We start from the raw sequence: 26,004 nt of genomic DNA, 5'->3' as shown, positions 1-26,004 counted from the left end.
GCCCCAGGGCTCCTTCATTGATGACAGTCTGTGGATGCGTTATCGGCACGCTGGCGCGGAACTTAATACAAACCGGTAATTATTTTTCGCCTCAGCCGCAATTAAGTCGGTGTAGTAAAACTGGTTTTCCCGCTATTGCCTATACTTAGTATTACCTGCGCGGGCCGGTGTTCCGCACGGGCTTAACTCTGCAAGAGGGCATTGCTATGGGTATCATCGCCTGGATTGTATTTGGTCTGATTGCTGGCGTTATCGCGAAATTCATCATGCCGGGACGTGATGGCGGCGGCTTTATTGTGACCTGTATCCTTGGGGTCGTAGGTGCGGTTGTCGGCGGCTGGCTGGCAACGATGTTTGGCATCGGCGGCAGTGTATCCGGATTTAACCTGCAAAGTTTTCTGGTGGCTGTGGTGGGTGCCATTATCGTGCTACTTGTTTACAGAATGGTGCGACGCGCCTGAAACGTATAAAACGGCTCTTGTTTAGAGCCGTTTTTTTGTGGCCTGCACCGGTGCAACATGCCGGGTGGCGGCTAAGCCTTACCCGGCCTACATGTCGCCTTTGACCTTCCAGGCCTGGCAAGCATAGCACCGCCGGGCGGCCTGGAGGTTACTGCTGGCCGACGCTTTTCTGTGCGTCTGCCGGTTCATCATTGGCCGCTGGCCGATCGGTTGTGGCCGGTGGGGTTGTTGCTGCTGGCTGGTCACTGGTTGTCGATGAACTATTCGCTGCCGGTTGCTCGCTGGTGGTCGATGGCGTCGTGCTTACCGACGCATCATTGGCCGCGGGCTGCGTGGCGGGCACTTTGTCGCAAGGATTGGCCTGCGGACAAACCAGATCCAGCATCTTCAGCGTCACGCCGTTGGTCCAGCCAAAGCCGTCCTGCAATGGATATTCGCCACCGCCGCCGCCGGTGCCGGTCGTCGAGACATCATACTTCTCCACCAGCTTCTGCTCGCGATCGTAGGTGTGCTGAACGTTAGTGAGGAAGCGCCACGTCACGTCCATCGCCACTTTTTTATGGCCGTAGTTCTGCAAACCTTCGGTCGCCACCCACTGCAACGGAGCCCAGCCGTTAGGCGCATCCCACTGCTGGCCGCTGTTGACGGTGGTGGTCGAAATGCCCCCGGCTTTCAGCAGCTGGGCTTCAGCGGCCTTCGCCGTTTTGTCCGCGCGCTCCTGCGAGGCAGCATTAACGTACAGCGGGAACAGCGCCGCGGCGGTCAGCTGATCGCGAACCTGTTTGTTTTTCAGATCGTAATCGGCGTACCAGCCCTGTTTGTCGTTCCACAGATAGCGTTCCATCGCTTTCTGACGATCGGCGGCCAGACCCTCGTAGCGGCTGGCGGCTTCGCTGTCACCCCCGTCCTGACTGGCCTTCGCCAGCAGTTTCTCCATCTTGAACATCAGGGCGTTCAGATCCACCGGCACGATGCTGGTGGTGCGGATCGTCCCCAGCTGCTGCGGATCGTCCATCCAGCGCGAGCTGAAGTCCCAGCCGGAAGCGGCGGCAGAGCGCAGATCCCGGTAGATCTCGGTCGCCGGGCGGCTGGGGTATTTTTTCGCGGTGTTGATGTCATCCAGCCAGGATTCCGGGCGTGGCGTATCGCGATTATCCCAGTAGCGGTTAAGCACTGCGCCATCGTCCAGCTTCACTACGCGCTGGCTGGCCTGGCCCGCCTGCAGGGCATCCACCCCCTCCATCCAGTAGGCATACTCTTTTTCCATCTGCGGACGGTACTTCTTCAGGGCGTCTTTATCGTGCGTCGCCAGCAGTTCGACCATCAGAGCAAAGAACGGCGGCTGGGAGCGGCTCAGGTAATAGCTGCGGTTGCCGTTAGGGATGTGGCCCCAGCTGTTGAGCTCATAGGCGAAGTTGTCCACCATGCTGGCGACTTTATCCCAGTGGCCGCTCTCCGCGAGCCCGAGCATGGTGAAGTAGCTGTCCCAGTAGTAAATCTCGCGGAAGCGCCCGCCCGGCACCACGTAGGGTTGCGGCAGCGGCAGCAGCGAATCCCACTTCCCGGCGCTGGAGGTGGTGCGCGTCAGCACTGGCCACAGCCCGTCGATATGAGCCCGCAGGGTCTGACCCGCTGGCGGCACATATTTCTCTTTTTCAGTCGGCAGGGTGAAGTTCATCTCCACGAAGTGGCGCAGATCGAACCCGGACTGTTTACGCTGCATATGGTAGTCGGCGAGGATCGTCTGGGGATCGTTTTTCGGTACGGCATCGGCAAAGGTTTTCTGATCGGGGAAAAGTTTGGCGCTTTGCACGTCGTTAAACAGTGGACCAAACAGAATATCAGGGGCTTGTTTCATTGCGCCGGACGGTTCGTCCGCATAGCTGAAGGCAGTAATCCCAAGCAGGATGCCGCCAATCGCCAGCCGCAGTGCTGCGTGCTGCTGAGGTCTCATCATGGTTGTTCTCCTGGGTTCTCCGGGCAGCGCGACCGCTGCCATTAATCACCTGAAAACCTTAGACGAAACTGAGTGACTTCGTGTGTTCGACACCACATTTTGCGCATATACAGACAATTTACCGTTGCGGATGAAAACGAGCGAAGCCGCTGTTTTTTCTCAGATATGCCGGATCAATTCCCTCATCTGCACTACCTTCATAACCAGGTTTTATGAAAGGGAGTGCCAATGAAATCATTACCTCTGAATCTTGCTGTCCTGCTGCTTGTCGGCTGCGGCGCGAACAACACCCCGCCACAGGCTCCTCTCCCCGGTAAAGATACCTCTGCCACCCTGAGTACCCTGGAAACGGGGGCTCAGGTTATCCAGTCGCGGCCGCCGGTGGAGGCTATTAGTGCGTATCTGGACGGTTTTCATTTTTACAGCGGGGATAAAAACGGGCAGATGGAGGCCCATCACTACGTGACCGTGCTCAATGAAGAGGTTATGCAGGCGGTCATCTATGACGGCAATACCAAAGATGCCCGCCTGATGGGGGTGGAGTACATCATCAGCGAGCGCCTGTTTAACACCCTGCCGCCGGAGGAGAAACAGCTCTGGCACAGCCACCAGTACGAAGTGAAATCGGGCAGCCTGGTGGCACCCGGTCTGCCTGCGGTCGCCGACAAGGCGCTGATGAATAAAATCGTCAACACCTACGGCAAAACCTGGCACACCTGGCATACGGATCGCGACAAAACCCTGCCGCTCGGCATCCCGGCGCTGATGATGGGCTTTACCGGAGAGGGACAACTCGATCCGGCGCTGCTGGCGGATCGCGATCGTCGCCTGAAGATCGATACTCAGGAGATCAAAGCCCGGCGGGCCGATATCCTGGCCCACCCGGTAGCGGAAGGGGCCAACGCCTGGCAGCGCGGGGAGGTGATTCAGCTTAAGCGCGTGCAGGGCAGCGGAGAACACGGGCACGGCGACACTGCGCATTTTGGTGCGTCTGAAAAAAGTGAAAACCAGAAACAGCCTTAGTTACCGCAACTTAGGCGTGGCGCGGCATTGAAGATGATCGTTTAAAAATTATACTGGATATTTGAACAGGTATTTGTATACTATTAGAGCAAATTACCCGAGTAATGTATGAGTGAGGGGTGAAACCTATGGTAATTCCTGTTGAAACTTTCCAGTCCAGTGGCCAGCTTGCCACCATCAGCAGCCGCGAAATCGCGAAGCTGACCGGTATTGCCCATACCGAGGTCAAGCGTATGGTGCAAAGCCTGGAAACGGCGCAGCGTCTTTCGCAGCCGGTCACGACCAGCCTGTATGAGCGCGAAGGTGAAACGCGGCAGGAGTTTTTGCTGAACAAACGGGACTCCCTGCTGACGGTTTCACGTATCTCCCCCGGCTTCACTGCCGCCATGCTCGATCGCTGGCAGGAGCAGGAGAGAAACGTCAATATCCCGGACTTCACCAACCCGGCGGCGGCGGCGCGCGCCTGGGCCGAGCAGTATGAAAAGCGCCAGCGCGCCGAAGAGCAGCTTGCGCTCTGGGCCCCCAAGGCGGCGTTCTTTGATCAGTTCGTGCAGGTGAAGGAGTCGCTGGGCTTCCGCCAGCTCTGTAAGATCCTCAAGGCCAAAGAGCCCCAGTTCCGGGAGTTTCTGCTGGAGCGCAACATCATGCAGCGCGTCGGCGGCAACCTGGTTCCGCCGCAGCACCACATCGATGCGGGCTACTTTACCCTGCACAGCGGCGTGGGTGAAAACGAGCGCACCTGGTCTCAGGCACGCTTTACCGCGCGCGGCGTAAAATGGGTGGCTGACCTGTGGGCCAAACACCTGTCAACCCTGGCCATTGAGATGCCCCGGGCGGAGCGCACCGAAGGCGCGCCTGTCCAGCAGAGCTGGCTGTAACTCTCCGGGCCGGTCAGATCTCCTGTGGGGTCTGACTGGCTTCGCGTAGTGCTCCCGGCGACTGGCCGACAATCCGCTTAAACGCCCGGCTGAAGGCCGCCAGCGAACTGTAGCCGAGGCGCAATGCCACGGTCTCAATCGCCTGATTCTCCTGACCGATATACTGGATCGCCAGCCGCATCCGCAGCTCGCTCAGGTACTTCGCCGGCGTGGTGCCGGTGGCTGAGAGAAAACGCTCGGCAAACACCGACCGCGACGTTCCCGCCTCTTTTGCCAGCTCCGCCACGCTCCAGTTAATGCCCGGCTGCTGGTGCATGGCGTAGATCGCCCGGCTGAGGCGCGGATCGCGCAGAACCTGGATCCAGCCGGTGGCCTTGCCGCACCCGGCTTCAACCCAGCCGCGGACAATCAGCGCCGCCACCACGTCCGCCAGCCGGGCCAGGATCCCGGCAAAACCGACCTGGCGCGCCATCGACTCCCGCTCCATCGCCACCAGCAGGGGATGGATCTCCGGCCAGGTGGTCATCAGACGGCTGACCATCATCACTTCCGGCATCGCCTTGATCAGCGGCTGCATCCCGCCCAGATCGAAATCCATGCACCCGCTGAATATCACCACGTTCTCGCTGTCCGGACACGGCTCGCAGTGAATGTCGCACACGCTGTTGCAGATCGGCTCGCTGGGGAAGGCAGATACCGGCGTGATGGTGGCGTCATCTCCGGAGAGAAGGGCGTGGGCATCCCCGTTCGGCAGAAAGACCGCGTCGCCGCTGTTAAGCTCGAACCGCGCGCCGCTGTGCATCCGCAGGACCGCCGGACCCCGGCTGATAAAGTGGAACTGCGCTTTGCCGGGGGCCGCGCCGAAGGCCACGCCAAAGGGCGCGCTGGCCTCAATGCGGCGGTATTTCACCCCCGACAGGCGCATACCGCGCAGTAACTCACTGATCAAATCTGGCGAGCGAAGGGTCATTTCTCTATTCCCGGACGAATAATCAATAAATGAAGATTATATGTCATAGATCGTCCGCGGTGAACTTCCTATGCTTTGCGACATACGTCACATTTTCATAACGGGAGTATTACAAATGCATTCATCCATCGTCGCAAACGAGGCCAGCGCCCCGGCCAGACCGGCCTGGCGCGCGGTCTGGTCCCTGGGGCTCGGGGTGTTCGGGTTGATTGTTGCCGAGTTTCTACCTGCCAGCCTGCTGACGCCCATGGCCGCCAGTCTGGGGGTGAGCGAAGGGGTCGCCGGGCAGTCGGTGACCGCCACCGCGCTGGTGGCGCTGGTCACCGGCCTGTTGATCACCCCGGCGACCAAAAGCATCGACCGCCGCTGGGTGCTGATGTTCTTCTCCGTGCTGCAGATCGTCTCCAGCCTGCTGGTGGCCTTTGCACCGTCGCTGGAGGTACTGCTGAGCGGACGCCTGCTGCTGGGGGTAGCGATAGGCGGCTTCTGGGCGATGTCCACCGCCACCGCGATGCGGCTGGTGCCCGCCAGCGATGTGCCTAAAGCGCTGGCAATTATCTTCTCCGGGGTGTCGATTGCCACCGTGGTGGCCGCTCCGCTGGGGAGCTATCTCGGCAGCCTGATCGGCTGGCGTAACGTCTTTATTCTCTGCGTGGTGCCCAGCGCCCTGGCTCTGCTGTGGCAGCTGTGGGTGCTGCCGTCGATGCGCCCGGAAAACAGCGGCAGCCTCGGCACTCTGGTGCGGGTGCTGCGCCGTCCGGGAATGGTGGGCGGCCTGCTGGCCACCATCCTGATCTTCAGCGGCCATTTCGCCTTCTTTACCTACCTGCGTCCGTTCCTTGAGACGGTGGGGCAGGTGAGCGTGGAGACCATCTCGCTGATCCTGCTGGGCTTTGGCGTGGCGAACTTCGTCGGCACCTCCATTGCCGGGCATCTGCTGGCCCGCAACCTGCGCCTGACCCTGGCGCTGGTGCCGTTGGCGATGGGCGTGCTGGCGTTGCTGATGGTGGCGTTCGGACATCTGGCGCTGGTGGACGGCCTGCTGGTCAGCCTGTGGGGCTTTGCGTTTGGCCTGGTGCCGGTAGGCTGGTCAACCTGGCTGGCGACCACCGTCACCGACGAAGCCGAGAGCGCAGGCGGGTTGATGGTGGCCTCGATCCAGCTGGCGATCAGCGCCGGTGCCGCCGGGGGTGGAGCAGTATTCGATCTCAACGGGGCGAGCGGGGTGTTTACCGCCAGCGGCGTGCTGCTGGTAGCGGCAATGGTGATGGTATTTGCCGGGGTGCGGGTTAAACCGGTCGCAGCGGACTAAATGTGTCCACGATAGATCCCCTCTCCCTTGAGGGAGAGGGTTAGGGTGAGGGGGAACATGCCGCACCGGAGGTTATTCCGTTCACCTTGCTTTCGATGCTTCTCTTTAACCTACGTCACCTGTGAACGTGTAAAGGGGGCTATCGCGCCCCCTTTACAATCCCGGCTCCCGGCAAAGAAAATCGTCGCTTCGCGATGCCTTCGGCTTATTCCCGCAGGCTTAGGGTCGGGCGTGATCCTACATCCCTGTAGGTCACGCCCTCTCGGCGCATCCCTGCGCCTCGCCCCGGCCTGCGGTCAACGCCTCAGCGATTTTCAGCCGGACCAGGGTGCCGCTGTAAGCCTTTTATTCCATGGCATAATTTTATTGCGTTAATTGTCACAAGCCCGGTTTTGTAGGCCGGGTAAGGCGTAGCCGCCACCCGGCAATCTTGCACAGGTGCTAAAAATTACCCGTTCGTCGGCAACCCTTTCAACGACTCTGCCTGCTTCGTTGCGTGTTTCATCGGGATCAAGGCAATCACCGCCGCACCCAGCACGAGGAAACCGGCCACCATGAAGATCCCGGCGTTGAAGTTGCCGGTGATATCTTTCATCAGCCCCATCAGCAGCGGCCCCAGCGCGGCACCGGTCATCCCGGTGGCGTTGATCACCGCAATACCCAACGCGCGGGCACGCAGGGAGATGGAACGATCCGGGGTGGTCCAGAAGATCACCATCGCGGCAAAGGCACCCGACGAGGCCATCACGATCCCGGTGAACTGCAGCATCGGATTGGTGCTGGTGGCGGTCAGGATCCAGCCTGCGGCGGCAAACAGGTACGGCAGCAGGGTGTGGATCTTACGCTCGTTGCGCTTGTCGGAACGTTTACTCCACCAGACCATCGCCACAATCGTACACACCTGCGGAATGGCGCTCAGGATCCCGATGGTCACGTTGCTGCTCTCTTCGCTGATGCTGCGCAGGATCAGCGGGGTCCAGACGCTCAGGGCGCTGAGGGTGTTGGTCAGGCAAAAGTAGGCCAGGGTGTAGAGCATGATGGTCGGCGTGAACAGCTCGCGCATCACGCTGCGCTGCTGCGGTACCAGCGTCGCGGCCTGTTCCCGCTCCCGGGTGCTGATGGCGTTCAGGCGATCCGCCTCCAGCATCTCCTTCAGACAGGCTTTGTCATCCTGGGTCAGCCAGCGCGCTTTATCCGGGCTGTCGTCCAGCCAGAACCAGACCACGAAGCCCAGGATCACCGACGGGAAGCCTTCCAGCAGGAACAGCCACTGCCAGCCCTTCAGGTTCATCACCCCATCGAGATTCAGGATGTACCCGGAGGCCAGCGACCCCAGCGCCATCGTCACCGGCATGGCAATCATAAACAGGGCGTTGGCGCGGGCGCGGTAGTGCGCCGGGAACCAGAACGTTAAATACAGCAGCAGCCCCGGCAGGAAGCCCGCTTCGGCAATCCCCACCAGCATACGCAGCACATACAGGCTGTTAGGGCCGGTGGCGAACATAGTGGCCGTGGACGCAATCCCCCACACCACCATCAGAATAGCGATCCAGCGGCGTGCGCCCACCACGCTCAGCATCACGTTGCTGGGGATCCCGCAGATGACATACATCACGTAAAACAGCGTGGTTGCCAGGCCAAACATGGTGCTGGTAAGGCCCAGATCTTTGCCCATCGTCAGACCGGCAAAGCCGATATTGATACGATCCAGATACGAGAAGACGAAAAGAATGAACAAAAAAGTGATCAATCTCCGGAACAACTTTTTGATCACTCGCTGTTGACGCGGATCGAGCGTGCCGTCAGCAGACGAAGGCGGACCCAGCACGTTGTCACGTGTCTGTTCCATCGATGGGCTGTCGTTCATGAAATGCTCCACATAGCGGTTAGAGGTATTGTTGTTATTTCGTGCAAGCTGAACACGTGCGCTAACGTATAGGAAACCGCACATATGAACGTCAATGTTCTGTTTAAAAAATGATACGCAAATGTTAATCACGTAGCGTTTTCGAATCATAATGCGATATCGATCGGCTTTTGCGGCGCGACGATTTGTTAACAGTCCGGGGCAGGGTGCGATCGGGCTATAGCGGGCGGTCAATAGCGGGTATAATTGCGGCCATTGCATCACTTCTGGAACGTCATTTCATGAGTCAAACGAAGACATCGTCAGACACCGGCCCCACTTTCCACCGCGAAGAGTTCCCGTTCTACTGGATCGTCAACGTCTACGCGCGCTACACGCAAGTTATGGAAATCACACTGAAAAAGGTGCAGCTCGATGTGTCCCGCTTTCGGGTGCTGATGATTACCGAGCAGTACGGTAAGGCCAGCATCTCGCAGATCTCCGAATACGCGATGACTAAAATGCCCACCGTCACCAAAATCGTCGGTCGGTTGCGCGATGACGGTCTGGTCACCACCGCCAGCAGCGTACAGGACGCCAGGGTCACCGAGGTGATGCTCACCGATGCCGGACGCGAAAAAGTGACCGAGGCACACCGTCTTGCGAGCAAGGTTTTCGAGAAGGGTTTTAAGGGCATGACCGCCGCCCAGATGGAAAAAATGAACCTCTCCCTGTCGAAGGTGCTCGACAATCTCAACGAGCTCTGAAGCCGCCACAGAGAGAATTGCGGTTTTGTGACAGCCGTAGATATTTGTTATAACCTACTGTAAATAAATGATTTTATAAACATGCCGTCCTGATTGTCAGGGCGGCTTTTTTTTGATTCCCGCGCAGGCTTTATTGTTATTTTTCATCATCCTGACCCACTTATCCACATGTGTTAACAAAATGTTTCAGTGTTATTTTTTCGTAAAATTAACGTGAAATATTACTTGAATATTCATCTAAATATTCCATGATTGACCTGAGCAAACGTGGGTCGAACCGCAGCGAAGACTGCCCCGCCCGAATATGATTCGTTTTTTCTGGTTAAGGTGCGAATTATGCAGCCCGTTACTGAGAGCAATGGTTATGTCGCGCAGTTTACCCTTGGTGAGGGCGACCTGCGCTTCGCGGTGAAAGACACCCTCGACATCGCAGGCTTTCCGACCCGTGCCGGCTGCCCGGCGCTGGCGGCAAACCCGGTGGCAGCAACCCACGCCGACGTGGTTGAGACTCTTCTCGGGAAGAACTGCGTCCTGACCGGAAAAACCACCCTGCATGAACTGGCGTTTGGCGTCACCGGGATCAACCCCTGGGGCGGCACGCCGGTTAACCCGCAGTTTCCTGACCTGATCCCCGGCGGCTCCTCCAGCGGCTCTGCCGCGGTAGTGGCTTCCGGTGAGGTCGATTTTGCCCTCGGCACCGACACCGGCGGCTCGGTGCGCATGCCTGCCGCCTGCTGCGGGATCCTCGGCTTAAAACCGACCTACGGCACGTTGAGCCGGGAAGGGGTAATGCCCGCCCAAAGCTCGCTGGACTGCGTAGGGATCTTCGCCCGCCGCGCCGAGGTGCTGCGCGAGGTACTGGCCCGTCTGGGGCTGCCGGTTGACGCCCCATTACAGACGATGCCCGCCATCGGCTTTATCCCGGCGGCGCTCGTCGACATCGACTCGCTGCTGCTGAATTTCCTGGCGCAGGCTGACCTGCGTCCCCATCAGGTTGAGCTCCCGCTGCTGGGCGATGCCCATCGCGCCGGGCTGACCATCATCAGCCACGAAAACTGGCAGGCGTTTAATCCGCTCCTGAGCGATGAGCGGCTCTCCGCCGATGTCGCCACCCGCATCCGCGCCGGGGCCGATATCGATGCCGGTGCCCTGCATGCCGCTGAAGAAATCCGACAGGCCTTTACCGCCCAGGTGGATGCCCAGCTGGCGAAAACCCCGCTGCTGGCGCTGGCGACCCTGCCGGAACTGCCGCCAACCCTGGAAGAGGCGAAAGATCCGCTGACCGTGGTGAACCTCACCCGTCTGGTGCGGCCGTTTAACCTCAGCGGCCATCCGGCGCTGACCCTGCCTGCGGGCACGCTAAACGGACGCCCGGTGGCGCTGCAACTCGTCGCCGCCAAAGGGCAGGAAGGTCTGCTGGTTCAGGCGGCTGAGTGGTTGTCCGGGCGACGACGCCGCTAACCATCCCGTTTTACCGTTCAGTTTTAACCATAACTCAGTGAGTACCACTCATTGCGGCAGCACTCGTCTCTCTGCGGGCCGCACACTCTTTTGGGAGGAAGCTATGTCTGCCGTTCATGTTCGTGAGGAACTTGTTCCACTGCTGAATGAAGTCGCCACCCGCAGCGCCGATTTTGAGCAACAGCGTCATATCTCTGACGACATCATCGCCCGCTTTAAGCAGATTGGCGTCTATCGCGCATTAGTCCCAAAAATCTACGGCGGCGAAGAGTGCTCCCCGGCGCAGTTCTGTGAGCTGATCGAGCAGATCGCCACCGCCGATGGCTCCGCAGGCTGGGTCGCCAGCTTCGGCATGAGCCCGTTCTACCTCGGCGCATTGCCGCCGGACACCTTAAAAGAACTCTACCGCGACGGCCCGGACGTGGTCTTTGCCGGTGGCATCTTCCCGCCGCAGAAAGCGGTGCTGGCGGATGGCGGCTACCGCGTCACCGGACGCTGGGGCTTTGCCAGCGGCAGCATGGGCGCCTCGGTGTTTGGCGTCGGGATCCTGCCGGAGAGTGGCGAAACCCTGCCGCGCATGGCGGTGCTGCCGCGTGACAGCGTGCAGATCGATCCGGTGTGGAACACCGTCGGCCTGGCCGGGACCGGCAGCCACGATCTGGTGGTGAACGACGCCTTTGTGCCGCAGGAGTGGACCTTCGTTCGCGGCGGCGCGCTCAACCTGGAAGGGGCGCTCTATCGCTATCCGGTGCTGTCCCTCGCGACCCAGGTGCTGTCGGTAGTGGCCCTCGGCGTTGCCCGCGCGGCCCTCAATGAAATCTACGCCATTGCCCATCGTCAGCAGTCGGTCACCGGCGCGCCGCGCCTCGCCGACCGCCCGCAGGCGCAGATGCAAATTGCCCGCTGCGAAGCGGATCTGCGCTCCGCCCGGGCCTGGTTCTACGACGCCATTGACGACGTCTGGCAGTGCATTCTCGCCGGGGATGATCCGGCCTGCGAGCAGATCAACGCCCTGCGGCTGTCGTCCACCCACGTCACCCGCGTGGCCGCCGAGGTCACCCGCCAGGCGCTGGCGCTGAACGGCATGGGCGGCATCACCATGAAAAGCCCGCTGCAACGCTACGTGCGCGACACCATGGTGATCACCCAGCACGCCTTTATGGGCGACCTCTCTTATCTCAACGCCGGTACGGTCTATTTCGGTGGCCAGCCTCTGCCGGGTTATTTGTAATTTTTACGAAAGGAGCAACAGATGAGCCAGACAACAACCTTACGCGTGCTGTTTTGCATCGGCGTGAACCAGAACTTCTTTGACGCTACCCCGGCAGAAGCCAAACAGGTGTGGGCCGCGTTCGGCGTGATGATGAAGGGCATCGACGAAACCCAGGGGATCCGCGTCATCGGCAACATGGACGATGACCGCCTGATGGTCGGCCCGTCCACCACCTCCCCGTGGACCACCTACGTGCTGGCCGATGCCGACACCCTCGACAGCGTGGTGGCCGCCTGCAACCTGTTCCGCACCACCCCGGTGGGCGACGGCGACAGCAAGCTGTGGAAGTACTGCAAGATCGAAGCCCGCGTCGGTCGCGAACTGATCATTCAGTAACGGAGCGGATCATGAGCCCACAGGATGCGCTGCGTTTACAGCAGCTTGAAGATCAGCAGGCCGCCCGGGTCTGTATCAGCACCTACATGCGGTTGTGCGATCGGCTGGACGACATGGCGACGGTGCAGGCCATCGGGGCCCTGTTCAGCGCAGACGCCTGCTGGGAAGGGCTGGGTGAGCCTTACGCCACCCGACTGGGAAGACATCAGGGACGCGAGGCGATTGTGGCGATGATGGCGGGCTACGTTCGCACGCCCGCGCATTTCGCCCTGAACGGCCATTTTTTATGCTCCGAAGCGCTGTATCACGATGCCGACGGCGAGCTGCATGGCCGCTGGCAGATGCTGCAAACCTCCGCCTTTACCGCCGGGGGTGCGCATCTGAATGCCGCCGAGCTGCAGATTATTTTCCGTCGCGAGGCGGGTGAGATGACCATGCACCATTTCACCACCCGCAACCTGTTCAGCCGGCCGGTGAGCCACTGGCATGCGGCGGATGCGTTACCTGTCCCTGACAAAAACCAGAACCTCGATGGCCAGCAGGAGAAAGATTATGCAGTGTGACCACATCATCAACGTCAAAAATATCGATACCACCGCGCAGCCGGGGCTGACCCGGGAAGAGATTGCGGGCCTGGTAAAGCATGACCGCGTCCACACGTCGCTCTACACCTCAGACGAACTCTTCCAGCTGGAGCTGGAGCGTATTTTCAGCAAAACCTGGGTCTGGGTGGCGCACGTCAGCGAGATCCCGGAGACCGGCAGCTTCAAAACCACCGAGATCGGCACCCAGCCGGTGATCGTGGTGCGTGACCGTAAAGGCGCGATCCACACCCTGCTGAACCGCTGCCGCCACCGCGCGGCCACCGTCTGCGAGCACCGCAGCGGCAAGACCAACAGCTTCGTCTGCCCTTATCACGGCTGGGGCTACGCCCTCGACGGCAGCCTGCGCGGCGTGCCGCACCCGGAAAGCTATGCCGATCAGCTTGAGAAAAACGAGCTGGGTCTGGTGTCGCTGCGTACCGAACAGTATGCGGGCATGGTCTTCGCCACCTTTAACGAGGAGATCGAGCCGCTGGAGGATTTCCTCGGCGCGGCGAAGAAGTGGATGGATCTGTTTATGAAGCAGGGGGCGGGCTACCCGATCAAGACCGGGCCTGCGCACCGCTTCCGCTTCCCGGGCAACTGGAAAATTCAGCTGGAGAACACCACCGACGGCTACCACTTCCCGGTGGTGCACCGCTCCTTCCTGAGCTCGGTGGATAAGCAGACCGAAGAGATGCTCAACTTCGTGGACGGCAGCGGCTATGTGGAAGATCTCGGCAACGGCCACAGCGTGATGGTGATGATCCCCGAGCTGGTGGATCTGGAAGCTAACCTCGACGCGCCGATCCCGGAGCGCTTTGTCGAACTGGCTGACGAGCTGCGCAAAGATCACGACGAAGAGCAGGTTAAGCGCATCGTGCGCGCGGTGGGCGGCTCCGGCTTCAACCTCAACCTGTTCCCGAATGTTGCCTGTTCGATGGCCTTCTTCCGCGTATTGCAGCCGATCTCAGTGATGGAAACCGAAATCCACCACGCGGTGATCACCATGGACGGCGGGCCGGAGATTGCCAACCAGGCGCGCCTGCGTCTGCACGAACACTTCCAGGGGCCGATGGGCTTTGGCACCCCGGACGACTCCGAAGCCTGGGAGCGCGTGCAGCGCGGGGCCACCGCTGGCGACGACCTGTGGATCATGCTCAACCGCGGACTCGCCGGGGAGTACCGCACCGACGATGGCCTGCGCAGCGACGTCAGCGCCGAGACCGGCATGCGCGCAGCCTATCAGCAGTGGAAAAAATTGATGACGGAGAGCGAAAAATGATGACCCCAGATTCTGTCCTGTTTGCGGCCATGTCCGTAATCAACCTCGAAGGCGATCTGCTGGACCAGGGCGAGTTCAACGCCTGGCTGGAGCTGTGGCAGCGCGACGGCCTGTACGTGGTGCCCATCGACCCGAATGAAACCGATTTTAAAAACACCCTCAACTACGCCTGCGACGATCACCACATGCGCGAGCGCCGGGTGAAGCGCCTCTACAGCGGGGAGTCCATCTCCACCACGCCGCGCGCCAGAACGCTGCGCACCCTGTCGCGCTTCCGCCTGCTGGCGTCCAGCGAGGACCTGATCGTGGTGCGCGGGGCGCAGTCCCTGTGGGAGCACCGCAAGGGGCACAGCCGCCACTACGCGGCGGACATCACCTGGCACCTCATGCCGCAGGACGGCAGGTTGCTGATTACCCAAAAGGTGATCCGCCTGGTCAACAGCGACGATGTGCTGCACAGCATCGGCTACATCCTCTGAGGAGCCGTCCATGACGCAAACCGTATTAGTAACCGGCGCCGCCGCCGGTCTGGGCAACGTGATTGCCGCCCACCTGCTGGAGCAGGGATATCAGGTGGTGCTGACCGACGTCGACGCCGCCCGGGCGCAGCAGGCCGCGGATCGCCTGGATAACGGACAGGGTCGGGTTCTGGCGCTGGGGCTGGATATCCGCCAGCCGCAGGATTTCGCCAAAGCGCTGGCGGCCACCCTCGAGCGTTTCGGCAGCCTTGAAGTGCTGGTGAACAACGCCGCGCTGACCCTCGCCACCCCGGTGATGGAGATTGAGGTCGACGAGTTCGACCGGGTGATTTCCACCAACCTGCGCGGCACCTTTGTCGGCTGCCAGACCATGGGACGCTACTTCGCGGGCAAAGGCTATGGCCGCATCATCAACCTGGCTTCACTGGCCGGGCAGAACGGCGGAACCGCCTCCGGGGCCCACTACGCGGCCTCGAAGGGCGGGATCCTGACCCTCACCAAAGTGTTTGCCCGCGAGCTGAGTAAATCCGGCGTGACGGTAAACGCCATTGCCCCGGGCCCGATGGATCTGCCGATGGTTCACGCCCTGGTACCGGAAGAGAAGATGGCCGGGCTGCTGCAGATGATCCCGGTCGGCAAATTAGGTGAAGCAGAGTTTGTCGCACAGGCCGTGGCCTTGCTGGCATCAGAGCAGGCGTCGTTTGTCACCGGGGCAACCTGGGACATCAACGGCGGCCTGTTTATGCGTTAAGGAGTCAACATGCTGACATTACAGGTTATCAGGCGGGAGTTGCAGGGCGAGGTAGTCCTGCTGACGCTGGCGCATTCTGACGGTATCGACCTCCCGCCCTTCAGCGCGGGGGCGCATATCGATCTGCATCTGGCAGAAGACCTGGTGCGTCCGTACTCCCTGTGCGGCGACCCAAACGATCGCCGCCACTACCAGCTCGGCATTCTCAAAGAGAGTAAATCCCAGGGGGGCTCCCTTGCCGCCCACGCCCTGAACGAAGGGGATCGGGTTCAGGTCAGCGACCCGCGCAACCTGTTTGCGCTGGAGGAGACCGCCAGCCACTGCCTGCTGATTGGCGGCGGGATCGGCATCACCCCGATGCTGGCGATGGCCGCCGAACTGCACGCCAGCGGGCGCTCGTTCAGCCTGCACTACTGCGCCCGGACGCGGGAACAGGCGGCGTTTATCTCTCAACTGGAGCAGGCTCCGTATGCCGACCGCGTTCATCTGCACTTCAGCGATATCCAGCGCCTGAACCTGGCGGCCGTGCTGAGCGACGTTCCGGCCAACACCCACGTCTACACCTGCGGCCCGACGCGGCTGATGGATGCGGTCAGCGAACAGGCCGCGGCAGCGGGCTATCGCCCGGAGCAGGTGCATCAGGAGTGCTTCAGCGCCGGGGTAGTCACCGGCGGGGCGGCCTTTGAAGTGTTCGCCGCCACGAGCGGCATCACCGTCCAGGTGCTGGAGAACCAGAGCATCGTCGAGGCGCTGGCGCTGGCCGGGCTGAAGGTGTGCGTCTCCTGCAAACAGGGGATCTGCGGCAGCTGCCTGACCGACGTGCTGGAAGGCGAGCCGGACCACCGCGACAGCTACCTGACCGACGAAGAGAAAGCCGACGGCGACCAGATTTTGTTGTGTTGTTCCCGGGCAAAGAGCGCCCGTTTAGTTATCGATCTGTGAGGAATTCCTTATGACACTGCAAACCGAATTTCGTAATGCCATGGCGCAACTGGGCAGTGCGGTCTCCGTGATCACCACCGACGGCCCGGCGGGCAAGTTTGGGTTTACCGCCTCTGCCGTCTGCAGCGTCACGGACTCGCCGCCGACGCTGCTGGTGTGCATGAACCGCAACTCCTACGCCCATGAGCCCTTCAAGCAGAACCGGGTCCTGTGCGTCAACGTCCTCTCCAGCGACCACCAGGATCTCTCCGGGATCTTCGCCAACGCCAGCCTGCGCTCCGAGCAACGTTTCGAGTACGACACCTGGCAGGTGATGGCCAGCGGCGCGCCGGTGCTGAGCTCGTCCGTCGCCAGCTTCGACTGCGTGATCGACACCTGCCATGAAGTGGGCAGCCACACGGTGTTCTACTGCCAGGTGCAGGCGATCCGCATCAGCGAAGCCCCGCGCGGGCTGGTCTACTTCAACCGTCGCTACCATGCCATCGGGCATGACGTGGAAGCGTAAAACCAACCATAAGGGTAACGCTGATGAGCCATGTTGAGACTCAAACCACCGCCGCCCCGGCAGCCGTTCCGCACGATGCCGGGCAGATGCGCAAGCTGGTGTTCGCCTCGGTGCTGGGTAACGCGCTGGAATGGTATGACTTCTTCCTCTACGGCACCGCTGCGGCGCTGGTGTTTGGACCGCTGTTCTTCCCGGTGGGCGGCGACCCGATGCAGGGCACGCTGCTGGCCTTCTCGGGCTTTGCGGTGGGCTTCCTTGCCCGTCCGCTGGGCGGGATCGTCTTCGGCCATATCGGGGATCGCTACAGCCGCAAGATGACGCTGATCATGACCCTGACCCTGATGGGGGCCACCACCTTCGTCATCGGCCTGCTGCCGGTCTATGCCCAGATTGGCATCTGGGCGCCGATATCGCTCATCACCCTGCGCTTTTTACAGGGCGTGGCGTCGGGCGGCGAGTGGGGCGGCGGGGTGCTGATGCTGAGTGAGAACGCTCCGGCGTCGCGTCGCGGCTTCTTTACCGCCTGGAGCCAGATGGGGGTCTCCGGCGGGTTTGTCCTCTCGGCGTTTGCCTTTTATCTGGTGCAAAAGCTGCCGGAAGACGAACTGATGAGCTGGGGCTGGCGCGTGCCCTTCCTGCTCAGCATCGTCATCTTCCTGGTTGGAGTCTATATCCGCAAAAACATCCGCGAGAGCAAGGCCTTCACTCAGGCGAAGCCCGAAGAGAAACACGAGAAGATCCCGCTGATGGTGCTGGTGCGCGAGCACCCGAAAGCGCTGCTGCAGGCCATCGCCCTGCGCCTGCCGGAGAACGGCGCTTCCTATATCTTCTTCACCTTCTCGGTGGTTTACGCGAAGCACATCGGCATCGGCACCGGGGAGATCATCAGCGCCGTGACCCTGGCGATGCTGGTGGAGTTCTTCTCGATCCTGTTCTGGGGCGCGCTCTCGGACCGCATCGGCCTGAAGCCGGTCTACTACATCGGCGTCATCGGCCTGCTGGTGATGGCCTTCCCGTTCTTCTGGCTGCTCTCCACCGGGGACTACGGCTGGATCATGCTGGCGATGCTGCTCGGCCTGCCGTTCTGCCACGGGGCGATGATCGGCACCCAGCCCTGCATCATGAGCGACCTGTTCCCGGTGCGCGTGCGCTACTCCGGCCTGGCGCTGGGGCATGAGGTGGGCTCGATCTTCTCCGGCGGACTGGGGCCGATGCTGGCGGTGGCGCTGCTGATGCACTTCGACGCTTCATGGCCGGTCTCCCTGCTGCTGATGGCCTACGCGCTGCTGGCGTGGATCGCCCTGCGCAGCCTGCCGTCAACGAATAATAACGAGGTAAGCAAATGATTGATAAACGGATTGCCGCCACCGATACCGCCGTGGCGGACATTTTTGACGGCGCGGTGGTAATGGTAGGCGGCTTCGGCGCGGCCGGACAGCCCGCCGAGCTGCTGGATGCCCTGATCCGCCGCAGACCGCGGGATCTGACCCTGATCAGCAACAACGCCGGAAACGGCGACTACGGTCTGGCGGCGCTGCTGAAGGCCGGGTGCGTGAAAAAGGTGATCTGCTCCTTCCCGCGCCAGACCGACTCCTGGGTCTTTGACGACCTCTACCGTCGCGGCGAAGTAGAGCTGGAGCTGGTTCCGCAGGGCAACCTCGCGGCGCGCATTCAGGCGGGCGGCAGCGGACTGGGGGCGATCTTCACCCCGACCGGCTTTGGCACCGAGCTGGCGGCGGGCAAAGAGACCCGGCACATCGACGGCAGGGATTACGTGCTGGAGTACCCGTTAAAAGCCGATTTCGCCCTGATCAAAGCCCTGAAGGCCGACCGCTGGGGCAACCTGGTCTATGACAAAACCGGGCGCAACTTCGGGCCGATCATGGCCGCCGCCGCCAGCTGCACCATTGCGCAGGTGAGCGAGATCGTTCGCCTGGGCAAGCTTGATCCGGAGGCGGTGGTAACGCCGGGAATTTTTGTCCAGCGCGTGGTGACGGTCGCGCCGCAACGCCTGCCGCAGACGGCATAAGGAGAGCCTGTGAATAAACTGACCCATCAACAGCTGGCCGAACGTATCGCTCGCGATATCCCGGAAGGGGCCTATGTGAACCTCGGGATCGGCCTGCCGACGCGGATTGCCAACTATCTGCCTGCCGATCGCGAGATCTTCCTGCACAGTGAAAACGGCATTCTCGGCATGGGCCCGGCGCCTGCGCCGGGAGAAGAAGATCCTGAGCTTATTAATGCCGGAAAACAGCCGGTGACGCTGCTCGAAGGCGGCTGCTATTTCCATCACGGCGACTCGTTCACCATGATGCGCGGCGGCCACCTGGATATCTGCGTGCTGGGAGCCTATCAGGTCTCCGAGCGCGGCGACCTGGCGAACTGGAGCACCGGCGAACCTTCATCGATTCCGGCGGTTGGCGGGGCGATGGATCTGGCGATTGGCGCGAAGCGCGTCTATGTGATGACCGAACATCTGACCCGTCAGGGCGACTGCAAGATCGTTAAAACCTGCACCTATCCCCTGACCGGCATGGCCTGCATCGACCGGATCTACACCGACATGGCGGTGATGGATATCACCGCTGAGGGCATCGTGGTGCGCGAGCTGTTTGGCGACGTGACGGCGGAGTATCTGCAGTCCGTCACCCCGGTGGCGCTGACCTTTGCCCTGAACGCTGAAACCGAGGAGGCGTAAATGGATCTGGAATATCGCCTCGACGGACCGGAAGAGGCCCCGCTGCTGGTGCTCTCCAACTCGCTCGGTACCACCTGGCAGATGTGGCAGGGGCAGATGGCCGACTTCACCCGTCATTTTCGCGTGCTGCGCTACAACACCCGCGGCCACGGCCACTCGCCGGTGCCGGACGCGGGCATCACGCTCGACACGCTGGGGCAGGACGTGATTGCCCTGCTGGATCATCTCGACGTGGAACGCGCCTGTTTTTGCGGCATTTCGCTGGGCGGGATGACCGGGATGTGGCTGAACCGCCACGCCCCGTCACGTTTCTCACGCCTCGTGGTGGCGAACACCGCAGCCAGAATCGGCGAGGCGAAAGGCTGGCAACAGCGTGCCGGAACGGTGCGCCAGCAGGGGATGGCCCCGGTCGCCAGCACGGCGGCGGAGCGCTGGTTCACCCCGGCATATCGCCAGAGCAATCCCGGGATGGTGAAGCTGCTGATTGACGGTCTGGCCGACACGCCCGCCGAAGGCTACGCCGCCTGCTGCGAAGCGCTGGCCACCGCCGATCTGCGCGAAGAGGTGGCTGCCATGCTGCGCCCGATGCTGGCCATCGCAGGCGAAGACGATCCGGTCACCACGGTTCAGGACGCCTGGTGGCTCGCGGCCCAGGCCAAGCAGACGGAGTCCGTGACGCTACCCGCCTCGCATCTGTCGAACGTCGCCTGCCCGGAGGCCTTTAACCAGCAGGTGCTGACCTTTTTAACCCGCAGGAGCACGACATGACCCTCACCATTGAATCCCTGGCCTGCTGGCTGGTGGACATTCCTACCATTCGCCCGCACAAGCTGTCGATGGCGACCATGGGTTGCCAGACCCTCGCCATCGTCAGAATGACCTGCGCGAACGGCGTCACCGGCTGGGGCGAAGCCACCACCATCGGCGGCATGAGCTACGGCCCGGAAAGCCCGGAAGCGATCAAATCCGCCATTGAGACCTATCTGGCCCCGCTGGTGTGCGGCCAGTCGTTCAGCGGCGTGGCGGCGCTCGCCGACAAGATGAACGCTCACGTAAAGGGCAATACCTTTGCCAAATCTGCCCTCGAAACCGCGTTCCTCGATGCGCAGGGCAAGGCGCTGGGCCAGCCGGTCAGCGCGCTGCTGGGCGGGGCGCTGACGGAGCGCCTCCCGGTGCTCTGGACCCTGGCGAGCGGCGACACGCAGAAAGACATCGATGAGGGCAAACGCCTGCTGGCGGAGGGGCGTCACAACACCTTCAAGCTGAAAATCGGCGCTCGCGGACTGGACGTGGACGTTCGCCACGCCCTGGCGATCAAGGCCGCGCTGGGCGATGAGGTGAGCGTGCGGGTGGACGTCAACCAGGCCTGGGATCTGACCACCGCCATCAAAGGGATGACCCAACTGCAGGCGGGCGGCATCGACCTGGTGGAACAGCCGATCCCGCTGTGGGACCGGCAAGGGCTTATCACCCTCAGCCAGCGTTTTACGGTGCCGATCCTCGCCGACGAAGCGGTGGCGACCAGCCATGACGGCTACGCCCTGGCGAGCGGCGGCTTTACCGGCGTTTACGCCCTGAAGATCGCCAAGGCGGGCGGCCCGGTGCAGGCCCTGAAGCTGGCGCACCTGGCGCAGGCGGCAGGGGTGGCGCTCTACGGCGGCACCATGCTGGAAGGCACGCTCGGCACGGTGGCTTCGCTGCACGCCTGGTCGACGGTGAAGATGCAGTGGGGCACCGAGATGTTCGGCCCGCTGCTGCTGAAGGAAGACATCGTGGTACGTCCGCTGGATTTCAGCCAGGGAGAGGTGACGTTACCTCAGGGGCCAGGATTAGGCATTGATATCGACGAAGACAAGCTGCGTCATTACGCGCGTCAATAAAGGAAAACATCATGCTTTTTAAAGTTGAAATGACGGTCAACATCCCGTCGTCGCTGCCTTCGGCAGACGTCGACGCCATCAAGGCGAAAGAGAAAGCCTACTCCCAGCGCCTTCAGCGTGAAGGCAAGTGGCCGCACATCTGGCGCGTGGTCGGCCAGTACGCCAACGTCAGCATTTTTGACGTGGCGGATAACCAGGAGCTGCACGACATCCTGACCGCGCTGCCGCTCTACCCGTGGATGGAGATCAGCGTCCAGCCTCTGTGCACGCATCCGTCATCCATTCACAACGAACAATAGTCGTCGCAATAACTACAACAATCGTACCCTACAAGAGGAATATGCAATGTCTGTGAATCCTGTACATCAAACCGAACTGGACACCTTACTGGCAATCAGCAGCGGCTTAAATTCCACCGGCGGCAACGACCGTTTAAAGAACATCATGCACCAGCTGCTGAGCGACCTGTGCAAGACCATCAAGCAGTTCGATGTGACCGATGAAGAGTTCTGGGTTGCGGTGAACTACCTCAACGAGCTGGGCGGACGCCAGGAAGCGGCGCTGCTGGCAGCCGGTCTGGGGCTGGAGCACTATCTGGATATGCGTGCCGACGAAAAAGAGGCGGCATCCGGCAACGAAGTGGGCACCCCGCGCACCATCGAAGGGCCGCTGTACGTGGCCAACGCCCCGCTGAGCGAAGGCTTTTCCCGCATGGACGACGGTAAAGAGCAGGCGGAAACTATGTGGCTGCAGGGCCAGGTAACGGATATGAACGGCAAGCCGGTGGCGGGTGCAATTGTGGACATCTGGCACGCCAACACCCTCGGCGGCTACTCGTTCTTCGATCAGTCCCAGAGCGAATACAACCTGCGCCGCCGCATCCGCACCGGTGACGACGGTCGCTACACAGTGCGCAGCATCGTGCCGTGCGGCTACGGCTGCCCGCCGGATGGCCCAACCCAAAAATTGCTGACAGCCATTGGCCGCCACGGCAACCGCCCGGCGCATGTGCACTTCTTTGTGTCGGCACCGGGGTATAAACATCTGACCACGCAGATCAACCTGAACGGGGATGAGTATCTGTGGGATGACTTTGCGTTCGCCACCAGGGCGGAGCTGATTGCGGATCCGGTGAAGATTACCGATGCGGCTGTGGCCCGGGAGCGCGACCTCAACGGGGAGCATACGGAGGTGAACTTTAACTTTACGCTGGTGAAAGCGGCGGAGAGCGAGGAGGAGCAGAGAGGGAAGCGGGCGCGCGTGAAGGAGTAGGTTTGGAAGGGTAGAGGGCCGGGCCGGCGAGAGCGGGCCCGGTTTTTTTTTGGATGAGAGGATTCATGGATAGTACTTCCAATATACATTGGATTAGGAATACATCTATATTAGGGAATGGACACCATAACAACAGTTCAAGTTAATGTTCTTTTGTGAAATTAAGCAAATGAATTATGTATATACTTCAAAGGAAATTTCTCGGATCACGCTGTCTCAGATAAACACCTTTAAGAAGTGATGCCAAGAGAGAGCTAAGTGGCTTTTTTATTTTATTAACTCAAAAAAGAAGATTGTAATTTTCTGATTTAATTGATACTAATTGTTAACGCGTATGAGGGTGATGTTTTATAAAGGAATAAAAATGGGTAACTCAAAAATATCGCTTGAGAATTTAGGGCTTTCTTTAGGTATTGTAACAAAAGTTTCTTTGTTTTTGGGAGGTGTCATATTTTTGGTTTATTGCTCTAACTCTGGGGCCTTTCCAGAAGATTTATCCTTAGGTGACGGTATTTGGTTACTACTTATCATATCTGTTTTTACTTTTGGCATGGCCATAGTTTATTTTTTCCTCGGTTGTCTTGGTATTTCACTATGTCACGTTATATACCATGCTTTACGTTTTTCAGGAGTGACGAAATACTTTATTAGCGTAAGGAAATCCTTCAGGGAAAGGAAAATGAAAACTATGCTAAAGAAAAATGGTGTTTTCTATAGAGCATATAAACGAGAAGAAGGGTTTATGTACAATGTGCGATTCCCAAAGATAAGTTTCATTTATCATATGCTTTCCTTATTTACGTTAATACTCATCTTCAGTTCTGTTAAGAGTGATCATTGTTTTTGGTATTTGAGAATAATTTTATCGTCAATCTCATTAGGTTTTCTTTTCTTATTTTTACATATTAACAGGCGGAAATATTTGCAAATTGATCATGTTGGGGTATGTAAGGATGAATGCAAAAGATTAAAAGGAGAAATAAAACTGACCAATGCTGTTGTGACAATGACAGCATTAATATTTTCGACGATTTATTTAGGTATTATCAGTATTGCTGCAAACAAAACAATGGTTTTCCTACATATTCGTAATGAAAAAGTAACTGTTTTTGTTAAGCAACCTTGGGATGCTGTATTGGATCGTCATCTATCAAATTCAACGAAACATATTAAAGGGGATAACGTTGGCCAGCATACAGAAGTTGTTCCAGGATATAAGCAGTATGATGATCTTACAGTTTCATTATATAATTTAGGTAGTTCTGTTTTTTTGGAGTTTCCAGTAGGAAAAAAATTGTACTCATTGAAAATCCCCTCAAGTGATATCATTGTAGATGGCGTACCAGTATCTAGGCATTAATTTCTCATGTAAATCAGGTGATTCTTCAAGCGGAGTTGAGATTGCAGTATTTCCATGCATTTTGGTCCAGTATTCAAATTGCCTGACAATAGTTGTTTCGTTTAATAATTTTGAGACTAACTTAGCGTTAATTGAAATTAATATGATTAGAAATTACAATATTAAATTTCTAATTTACACAAGGAATAGTAGTAATCACATTTGTAATATTATTAAGGGACTTTACACAGTCCCTTTTACAACTTCGAAATTAAGTGCATGTCAGCAATTTTTCGCTTTATTTAATGCGCAGTAATATACGGCTCTTTCACAAAATCCGCTAACAGCCACACCATATCATGCAGTAAACCCGTTAATTCCTTCGTTACTCCAGGCGGCAGTGTGCCAGCCAGCAGCGCCTGTGTTAACGCCAGCGCATAATCCACCTGTAACGCGGTTTCCTGCCAGCACTCCGGCACACAGGAGGTGATTTTCTCACCCGCGATGAGCTGTGCGATCAGATGTGGGGGCAGATCGGCATCGCAAAGTTCTCTTAGGTGGCGCAGGCCATGCAGCAGGCGTTCGCAGATCGCAGTATATGTTGCCGGATCGTCAGTTTCGATCAGCACGATCACCAGTGCGGCGCAGTGGTCGGCGGTCTCAAAGAGATCCGCATCAGCAGGAAGGGGAAGGGCGATAAGCGGGTGAAAAACGCTTTCATCAAATGGGATATAAGTCAGATTAGATAAGGTAGTCATGTCGTGTTCCTTTTTAAAAGATCTCCTCACCACCCTTGAGTTCCTACGCTCATGAGTGGTAGCGCTGACGGAGGTAGGAATGCCGTACACGACAAAACGGCCAGCCTTTCGGCTGCTCCGCCAGCGCCACCGTGATTCTAACGGGATGAGCGCTGTCGCGACAAAAAATATTGCCGTGTCGTGAAAGTACGGGTTCCTACGCCCGATTGCGGATGTGCCGCAACGCGATCACTTTACGACCCTGAGAACGCAAGTAAAAGACATCGCCCTGAATTACATAGGGTTACTTTGGGGTTTGCGAGGCGTCTTCCAGAAAGGGCATTGCCGGGGGCGCTTCGCTTGCCCGGCCTACAAAATCGTCACATCGACGCGGCAGCAAACACCCCCGGCGTGGTACCAAAATGGGCGCGGAAGTGTTTGATTAGATGGCTCTGGTCAAAGAAGCCGATATCGCTGGCAACCTGCGCGGCGCCGATCCCTTTCGCCAGTAACCCTTTGGCGCGCATCAGGCGGATCTGCGTCAGATATTGATGCACCGACAGGCCGGTCATCTTCTGGAAGGTGCGCATAAAATAGAACTCACTTAAGCCTGCCGCCTGGGCAATCTCTTTTACCGTCAGGGGCAGGGCGTAGTTGCCGTGCAAGAAGTCGATCGCCTGACGGATATCCGCGCGCAAAAAGGGCTGGCGCGAGCCTTTTACGCTGCGCTCGCCGTAATGACCCACCAGCAGATTAAGGATCTGGTACATCACGCACTCTTTTTCCAGCGGGTCGTTGCTCTGTTTCATCACGCTCGCGGCCTGCAACATGCGGCGGGCCATAAGCGGATCGTGGCGAATTCCCTGCTGGCCGAAATTCACCTCGCCTTTGCCGCTCAGCACCGTTTGCGCCACCTCGTTGACCAGCGTCTCGCCCGGATAGAATGCGCAGTAGTCCCAGCCTTCATCGCGCTGCACCGCCTCGCCGGTGTGGACTTCGCCGGGGGCGATAATCATCACCGACCCTGCTGCGGCAATCCCGTTTTGCCTGCACACCCGGGTGCGCTGCGCCCCGCGAGCAAAGGCGGCAATCACAAACTCATCATGAAAATGGGGCGGGTAGCTGTGTTCGTAGCAGGTGGCCTGCAGGATCTCCATCCCGCCATGCAGCTGGCTGTCGCGCCACAGGCTAATCTCATCGCGTTTCACTTGCCCCACGTCGCGTCTCCATGGCCTTCGTAAATTTCAC

General features: G+C 59.3%; 27 protein-coding genes. 22 read left to right on the top strand and 5 right to left on the bottom strand.

Annotated elements, in window-relative coordinates:
* The first annotated feature begins 206 nt into the window (after window positions 1–206).
* The gene (locus ACOYA6_RS09315; protein WP_039030762.1) at window positions 207–461 is read left to right on the top strand and encodes a GlsB/YeaQ/YmgE family stress response membrane protein; all 255 of its coding nucleotides are present in this window, start codon (window positions 207–209) and stop codon (window positions 459–461) included.
* Between the two features lie 148 nt (window positions 462–609).
* Here ACOYA6_RS09315 and treA read toward each other — a convergent pair whose 3' ends face one another.
* Window positions 610–2,418: an alpha,alpha-trehalase TreA gene (treA, locus tag ACOYA6_RS09310; RefSeq protein ID WP_139565385.1), complete on the bottom strand. Its 1,809-nt coding sequence runs from the start codon at window positions 2,416–2,418 to the stop codon at window positions 610–612.
* Between the two features lie 228 nt (window positions 2,419–2,646).
* On the opposite strand from treA, the gene ACOYA6_RS09305 reads away from it, so the two are divergent.
* Window positions 2,647–3,441 (top strand): OBAP family protein, encoded by a 795-nt coding sequence (locus tag ACOYA6_RS09305; protein ID WP_223073881.1) that lies wholly within the window; start codon window positions 2,647–2,649, stop codon window positions 3,439–3,441.
* 128 nt (window positions 3,442–3,569) lie between these two features.
* Window positions 3,570–4,319 (top strand): phage antirepressor KilAC domain-containing protein, encoded by a 750-nt coding sequence (locus ACOYA6_RS09300; RefSeq protein ID WP_039030760.1) that lies wholly within the window; start codon window positions 3,570–3,572, stop codon window positions 4,317–4,319.
* 13 nt (window positions 4,320–4,332) lie between these two features.
* Here ACOYA6_RS09300 and ACOYA6_RS09295 read toward each other — a convergent pair whose 3' ends face one another.
* A complete protein-coding gene (locus ACOYA6_RS09295) occupies window positions 4,333–5,289 on the bottom strand; it encodes an AraC family transcriptional regulator (protein WP_139565383.1) in 957 nt (318 codons plus the stop codon).
* 115 nt (window positions 5,290–5,404) lie between these two features.
* Here ACOYA6_RS09295 and ACOYA6_RS09290 point away from each other — a divergent pair, with 115 nt between their 5' ends.
* A complete protein-coding gene (locus tag ACOYA6_RS09290) occupies window positions 5,405–6,601 on the top strand; it encodes an MFS transporter (RefSeq protein WP_422654588.1) in 1,197 nt (398 codons plus the stop codon).
* A 448-nt stretch (window positions 6,602–7,049) separates the two neighbouring features.
* Here the strand turns inward: ACOYA6_RS09290 and hpaX are convergent, their stop codons facing one another.
* Entirely contained in the window at window positions 7,050–8,468 is a 1,419-nt protein-coding gene (gene hpaX, locus ACOYA6_RS09285) for a 4-hydroxyphenylacetate permease (protein WP_138369311.1), read from the bottom strand.
* Window positions 8,469–8,749: 281 nt separating this feature from the next.
* Here hpaX and ACOYA6_RS09280 point away from each other — a divergent pair, with 281 nt between their 5' ends.
* The 18 genes from ACOYA6_RS09280 (at window position 8,750) to ACOYA6_RS09195 (ending at window position 24,040) form a co-directional block, all read left to right on the top strand.
* The gene (locus ACOYA6_RS09280; RefSeq protein WP_039030756.1) at window positions 8,750–9,214 is read left to right on the top strand and encodes a MarR family winged helix-turn-helix transcriptional regulator; all 465 of its coding nucleotides are present in this window, start codon (window positions 8,750–8,752) and stop codon (window positions 9,212–9,214) included.
* 336 nt (window positions 9,215–9,550) lie between these two features.
* Complete coding sequence (locus tag ACOYA6_RS09275; RefSeq protein WP_422654587.1) at window positions 9,551–10,675, top strand: amidase; 1,125 nt, start codon at window positions 9,551–9,553, stop codon at window positions 10,673–10,675.
* Between the two features lie 103 nt (window positions 10,676–10,778).
* Window positions 10,779–11,906: an acyl-CoA dehydrogenase family protein gene (locus ACOYA6_RS09270; protein ID WP_223073887.1), complete on the top strand. Its 1,128-nt coding sequence runs from the start codon at window positions 10,779–10,781 to the stop codon at window positions 11,904–11,906.
* 21 nt (window positions 11,907–11,927) lie between these two features.
* Entirely contained in the window at window positions 11,928–12,284 is a 357-nt protein-coding gene (locus ACOYA6_RS09265) for a hypothetical protein (protein WP_039030753.1), read from the top strand.
* 11 nt (window positions 12,285–12,295) lie between these two features.
* Complete coding sequence (locus ACOYA6_RS09260) at window positions 12,296–12,847, top strand: nuclear transport factor 2 family protein (RefSeq protein ID WP_422654586.1); 552 nt, start codon at window positions 12,296–12,298, stop codon at window positions 12,845–12,847.
* On the top strand, window positions 12,837–14,150 hold the full coding sequence (locus ACOYA6_RS09255; protein WP_422654585.1) for an aromatic ring-hydroxylating oxygenase subunit alpha: 1,314 nt from the start codon (window positions 12,837–12,839) through the stop codon (window positions 14,148–14,150). The genes ACOYA6_RS09260 and ACOYA6_RS09255 overlap by 11 nt, the downstream gene beginning before the upstream one ends.
* Window positions 14,150–14,629: an aromatic-ring-hydroxylating dioxygenase subunit beta gene (locus ACOYA6_RS09250; protein ID WP_422654790.1), complete on the top strand. Its 480-nt coding sequence runs from the start codon at window positions 14,150–14,152 to the stop codon at window positions 14,627–14,629. The genes ACOYA6_RS09255 and ACOYA6_RS09250 overlap by 1 nt, the downstream gene beginning before the upstream one ends.
* A gap of 10 nt (window positions 14,630–14,639) precedes the next feature.
* Window positions 14,640–15,380, top strand: coding sequence for an SDR family NAD(P)-dependent oxidoreductase (locus ACOYA6_RS09245; protein WP_138369307.1), 741 nt, complete (start codon window positions 14,640–14,642; stop codon window positions 15,378–15,380).
* Between the two features lie 9 nt (window positions 15,381–15,389).
* Window positions 15,390–16,322, top strand: coding sequence for a PDR/VanB family oxidoreductase (locus ACOYA6_RS09240; protein WP_422654584.1), 933 nt, complete (start codon window positions 15,390–15,392; stop codon window positions 16,320–16,322).
* Window positions 16,323–16,332: 10 nt separating this feature from the next.
* Entirely contained in the window at window positions 16,333–16,827 is a 495-nt protein-coding gene (locus ACOYA6_RS09235; protein ID WP_039030748.1) for a flavin reductase, read from the top strand.
* Between the two features lie 86 nt (window positions 16,828–16,913).
* Entirely contained in the window at window positions 16,914–18,173 is a 1,260-nt protein-coding gene (locus tag ACOYA6_RS09230; protein WP_138369402.1) for an MFS transporter, read from the top strand.
* Complete coding sequence (locus tag ACOYA6_RS09225; protein WP_422654583.1) at window positions 18,170–18,856, top strand: 3-oxoacid CoA-transferase subunit A; 687 nt, start codon at window positions 18,170–18,172, stop codon at window positions 18,854–18,856. The genes ACOYA6_RS09230 and ACOYA6_RS09225 overlap by 4 nt, the downstream gene beginning before the upstream one ends.
* A gap of 9 nt (window positions 18,857–18,865) precedes the next feature.
* Complete coding sequence (locus ACOYA6_RS09220) at window positions 18,866–19,528, top strand: 3-oxoacid CoA-transferase subunit B (protein ID WP_422654582.1); 663 nt, start codon at window positions 18,866–18,868, stop codon at window positions 19,526–19,528.
* Window positions 19,529–20,296 carry a 3-oxoadipate enol-lactonase gene (gene pcaD / locus ACOYA6_RS09215; RefSeq protein WP_422654581.1) on the top strand — a complete coding sequence of 256 codons (768 nt, stop codon included), beginning with the start codon at window positions 19,529–19,531 and terminating at the stop codon, window positions 20,294–20,296.
* Window positions 20,293–21,408: a muconate cycloisomerase family protein gene (locus ACOYA6_RS09210; RefSeq protein WP_422654580.1), complete on the top strand. Its 1,116-nt coding sequence runs from the start codon at window positions 20,293–20,295 to the stop codon at window positions 21,406–21,408. Before pcaD ends, ACOYA6_RS09210 begins: the two co-directional genes overlap by 4 nt.
* An 11-nt stretch (window positions 21,409–21,419) precedes the next feature.
* The gene (catC, locus tag ACOYA6_RS09205) at window positions 21,420–21,707 is read left to right on the top strand and encodes a muconolactone Delta-isomerase (protein WP_223073894.1); all 288 of its coding nucleotides are present in this window, start codon (window positions 21,420–21,422) and stop codon (window positions 21,705–21,707) included.
* Window positions 21,708–21,753: 46 nt separating this feature from the next.
* Complete coding sequence (gene catA, locus ACOYA6_RS09200) at window positions 21,754–22,680, top strand: catechol 1,2-dioxygenase (RefSeq protein WP_422654579.1); 927 nt, start codon at window positions 21,754–21,756, stop codon at window positions 22,678–22,680.
* 364 nt (window positions 22,681–23,044) lie between these two features.
* Window positions 23,045–24,040 carry a hypothetical protein gene (locus ACOYA6_RS09195; protein ID WP_422654578.1) on the top strand — a complete coding sequence of 332 codons (996 nt, stop codon included), beginning with the start codon at window positions 23,045–23,047 and terminating at the stop codon, window positions 24,038–24,040.
* A gap of 281 nt (window positions 24,041–24,321) precedes the next feature.
* On the opposite strand, the gene ACOYA6_RS09190 is transcribed toward ACOYA6_RS09195, so the two are convergent.
* Both ACOYA6_RS09190 and ACOYA6_RS09185 read right to left on the bottom strand, forming a co-directional pair.
* Window positions 24,322–24,777, bottom strand: a complete 456-nt coding sequence (locus ACOYA6_RS09190; protein ID WP_422654577.1) for a hypothetical protein — start codon at window positions 24,775–24,777, stop codon at window positions 24,322–24,324.
* Window positions 24,778–25,136: 359 nt separating this feature from the next.
* Window positions 25,137–25,973, bottom strand: coding sequence for an AraC family transcriptional regulator (locus ACOYA6_RS09185; RefSeq protein WP_422654576.1), 837 nt, complete (start codon window positions 25,971–25,973; stop codon window positions 25,137–25,139).
* Window positions 25,974–26,004 lie beyond the last annotated feature (31 nt).

The sequence above is a fragment of the Leclercia barmai genome (assembly GCF_049312895.1).
Taxonomy (GTDB): domain Bacteria; phylum Pseudomonadota; class Gammaproteobacteria; order Enterobacterales; family Enterobacteriaceae; genus Enterobacter; species Enterobacter barmai.
This window is presented reverse-complemented; position numbering and strand designations above follow the sequence as displayed.

Excerpts from the sequence above, each read along its gene's own strand:
- ACOYA6_RS09270 (WP_223073887.1), top strand. The coding sequence starts at position 10,779 with ATGTCTGCCGTTCATGTTCGTGAGGAACTTGTTCCACTGCTGAATGAA.
- ACOYA6_RS09260 (WP_422654586.1), top strand. The coding sequence starts at position 12,296 with ATGAGCCCACAGGATGCGCTGCGTTTACAGCAGCTTGAAGATCAGCAG.
- ACOYA6_RS09210 (WP_422654580.1), top strand. The coding sequence starts at position 20,293 with ATGACCCTCACCATTGAATCCCTGGCCTGCTGGCTGGTGGACATTCCT.
- ACOYA6_RS09290 (WP_422654588.1), top strand. The coding sequence starts at position 5,405 with ATGCATTCATCCATCGTCGCAAACGAGGCCAGCGCCCCGGCCAGACCG.
- ACOYA6_RS09235 (WP_039030748.1), top strand. The coding sequence starts at position 16,333 with ATGACACTGCAAACCGAATTTCGTAATGCCATGGCGCAACTGGGCAGT.
- ACOYA6_RS09245 (WP_138369307.1), top strand. The coding sequence starts at position 14,640 with ATGACGCAAACCGTATTAGTAACCGGCGCCGCCGCCGGTCTGGGCAAC.
- catC (WP_223073894.1), top strand. The coding sequence starts at position 21,420 with ATGCTTTTTAAAGTTGAAATGACGGTCAACATCCCGTCGTCGCTGCCT.
- ACOYA6_RS09195 (WP_422654578.1), top strand. The coding sequence starts at position 23,045 with ATGGGTAACTCAAAAATATCGCTTGAGAATTTAGGGCTTTCTTTAGGT.
- ACOYA6_RS09190 (WP_422654577.1), bottom strand. The coding sequence starts at position 24,777 with ATGACTACCTTATCTAATCTGACTTATATCCCATTTGATGAAAGCGTT.
- ACOYA6_RS09230 (WP_138369402.1), top strand. The coding sequence starts at position 16,914 with ATGCGCAAGCTGGTGTTCGCCTCGGTGCTGGGTAACGCGCTGGAATGG.
- ACOYA6_RS09265 (WP_039030753.1), top strand. The coding sequence starts at position 11,928 with ATGAGCCAGACAACAACCTTACGCGTGCTGTTTTGCATCGGCGTGAAC.
- ACOYA6_RS09280 (WP_039030756.1), top strand. The coding sequence starts at position 8,750 with ATGAGTCAAACGAAGACATCGTCAGACACCGGCCCCACTTTCCACCGC.
- ACOYA6_RS09255 (WP_422654585.1), top strand. The coding sequence starts at position 12,837 with ATGCAGTGTGACCACATCATCAACGTCAAAAATATCGATACCACCGCG.
- ACOYA6_RS09240 (WP_422654584.1), top strand. The coding sequence starts at position 15,390 with ATGCTGACATTACAGGTTATCAGGCGGGAGTTGCAGGGCGAGGTAGTC.
- ACOYA6_RS09300 (WP_039030760.1), top strand. The coding sequence starts at position 3,570 with ATGGTAATTCCTGTTGAAACTTTCCAGTCCAGTGGCCAGCTTGCCACC.
- ACOYA6_RS09305 (WP_223073881.1), top strand. The coding sequence starts at position 2,647 with ATGAAATCATTACCTCTGAATCTTGCTGTCCTGCTGCTTGTCGGCTGC.
- ACOYA6_RS09275 (WP_422654587.1), top strand. The coding sequence starts at position 9,551 with ATGCAGCCCGTTACTGAGAGCAATGGTTATGTCGCGCAGTTTACCCTT.
- catA (WP_422654579.1), top strand. The coding sequence starts at position 21,754 with ATGTCTGTGAATCCTGTACATCAAACCGAACTGGACACCTTACTGGCA.
- treA (WP_139565385.1), bottom strand. The coding sequence starts at position 2,418 with ATGATGAGACCTCAGCAGCACGCAGCACTGCGGCTGGCGATTGGCGGC.
- ACOYA6_RS09315 (WP_039030762.1), top strand. The coding sequence starts at position 207 with ATGGGTATCATCGCCTGGATTGTATTTGGTCTGATTGCTGGCGTTATC.
- ACOYA6_RS09250 (WP_422654790.1), top strand. The coding sequence starts at position 14,150 with ATGACCCCAGATTCTGTCCTGTTTGCGGCCATGTCCGTAATCAACCTC.
- ACOYA6_RS09225 (WP_422654583.1), top strand. The coding sequence starts at position 18,170 with ATGATTGATAAACGGATTGCCGCCACCGATACCGCCGTGGCGGACATT.
- hpaX (WP_138369311.1), bottom strand. The coding sequence starts at position 8,468 with ATGAACGACAGCCCATCGATGGAACAGACACGTGACAACGTGCTGGGT.
- pcaD (WP_422654581.1), top strand. The coding sequence starts at position 19,529 with ATGGATCTGGAATATCGCCTCGACGGACCGGAAGAGGCCCCGCTGCTG.
- ACOYA6_RS09295 (WP_139565383.1), bottom strand. The coding sequence starts at position 5,289 with ATGACCCTTCGCTCGCCAGATTTGATCAGTGAGTTACTGCGCGGTATG.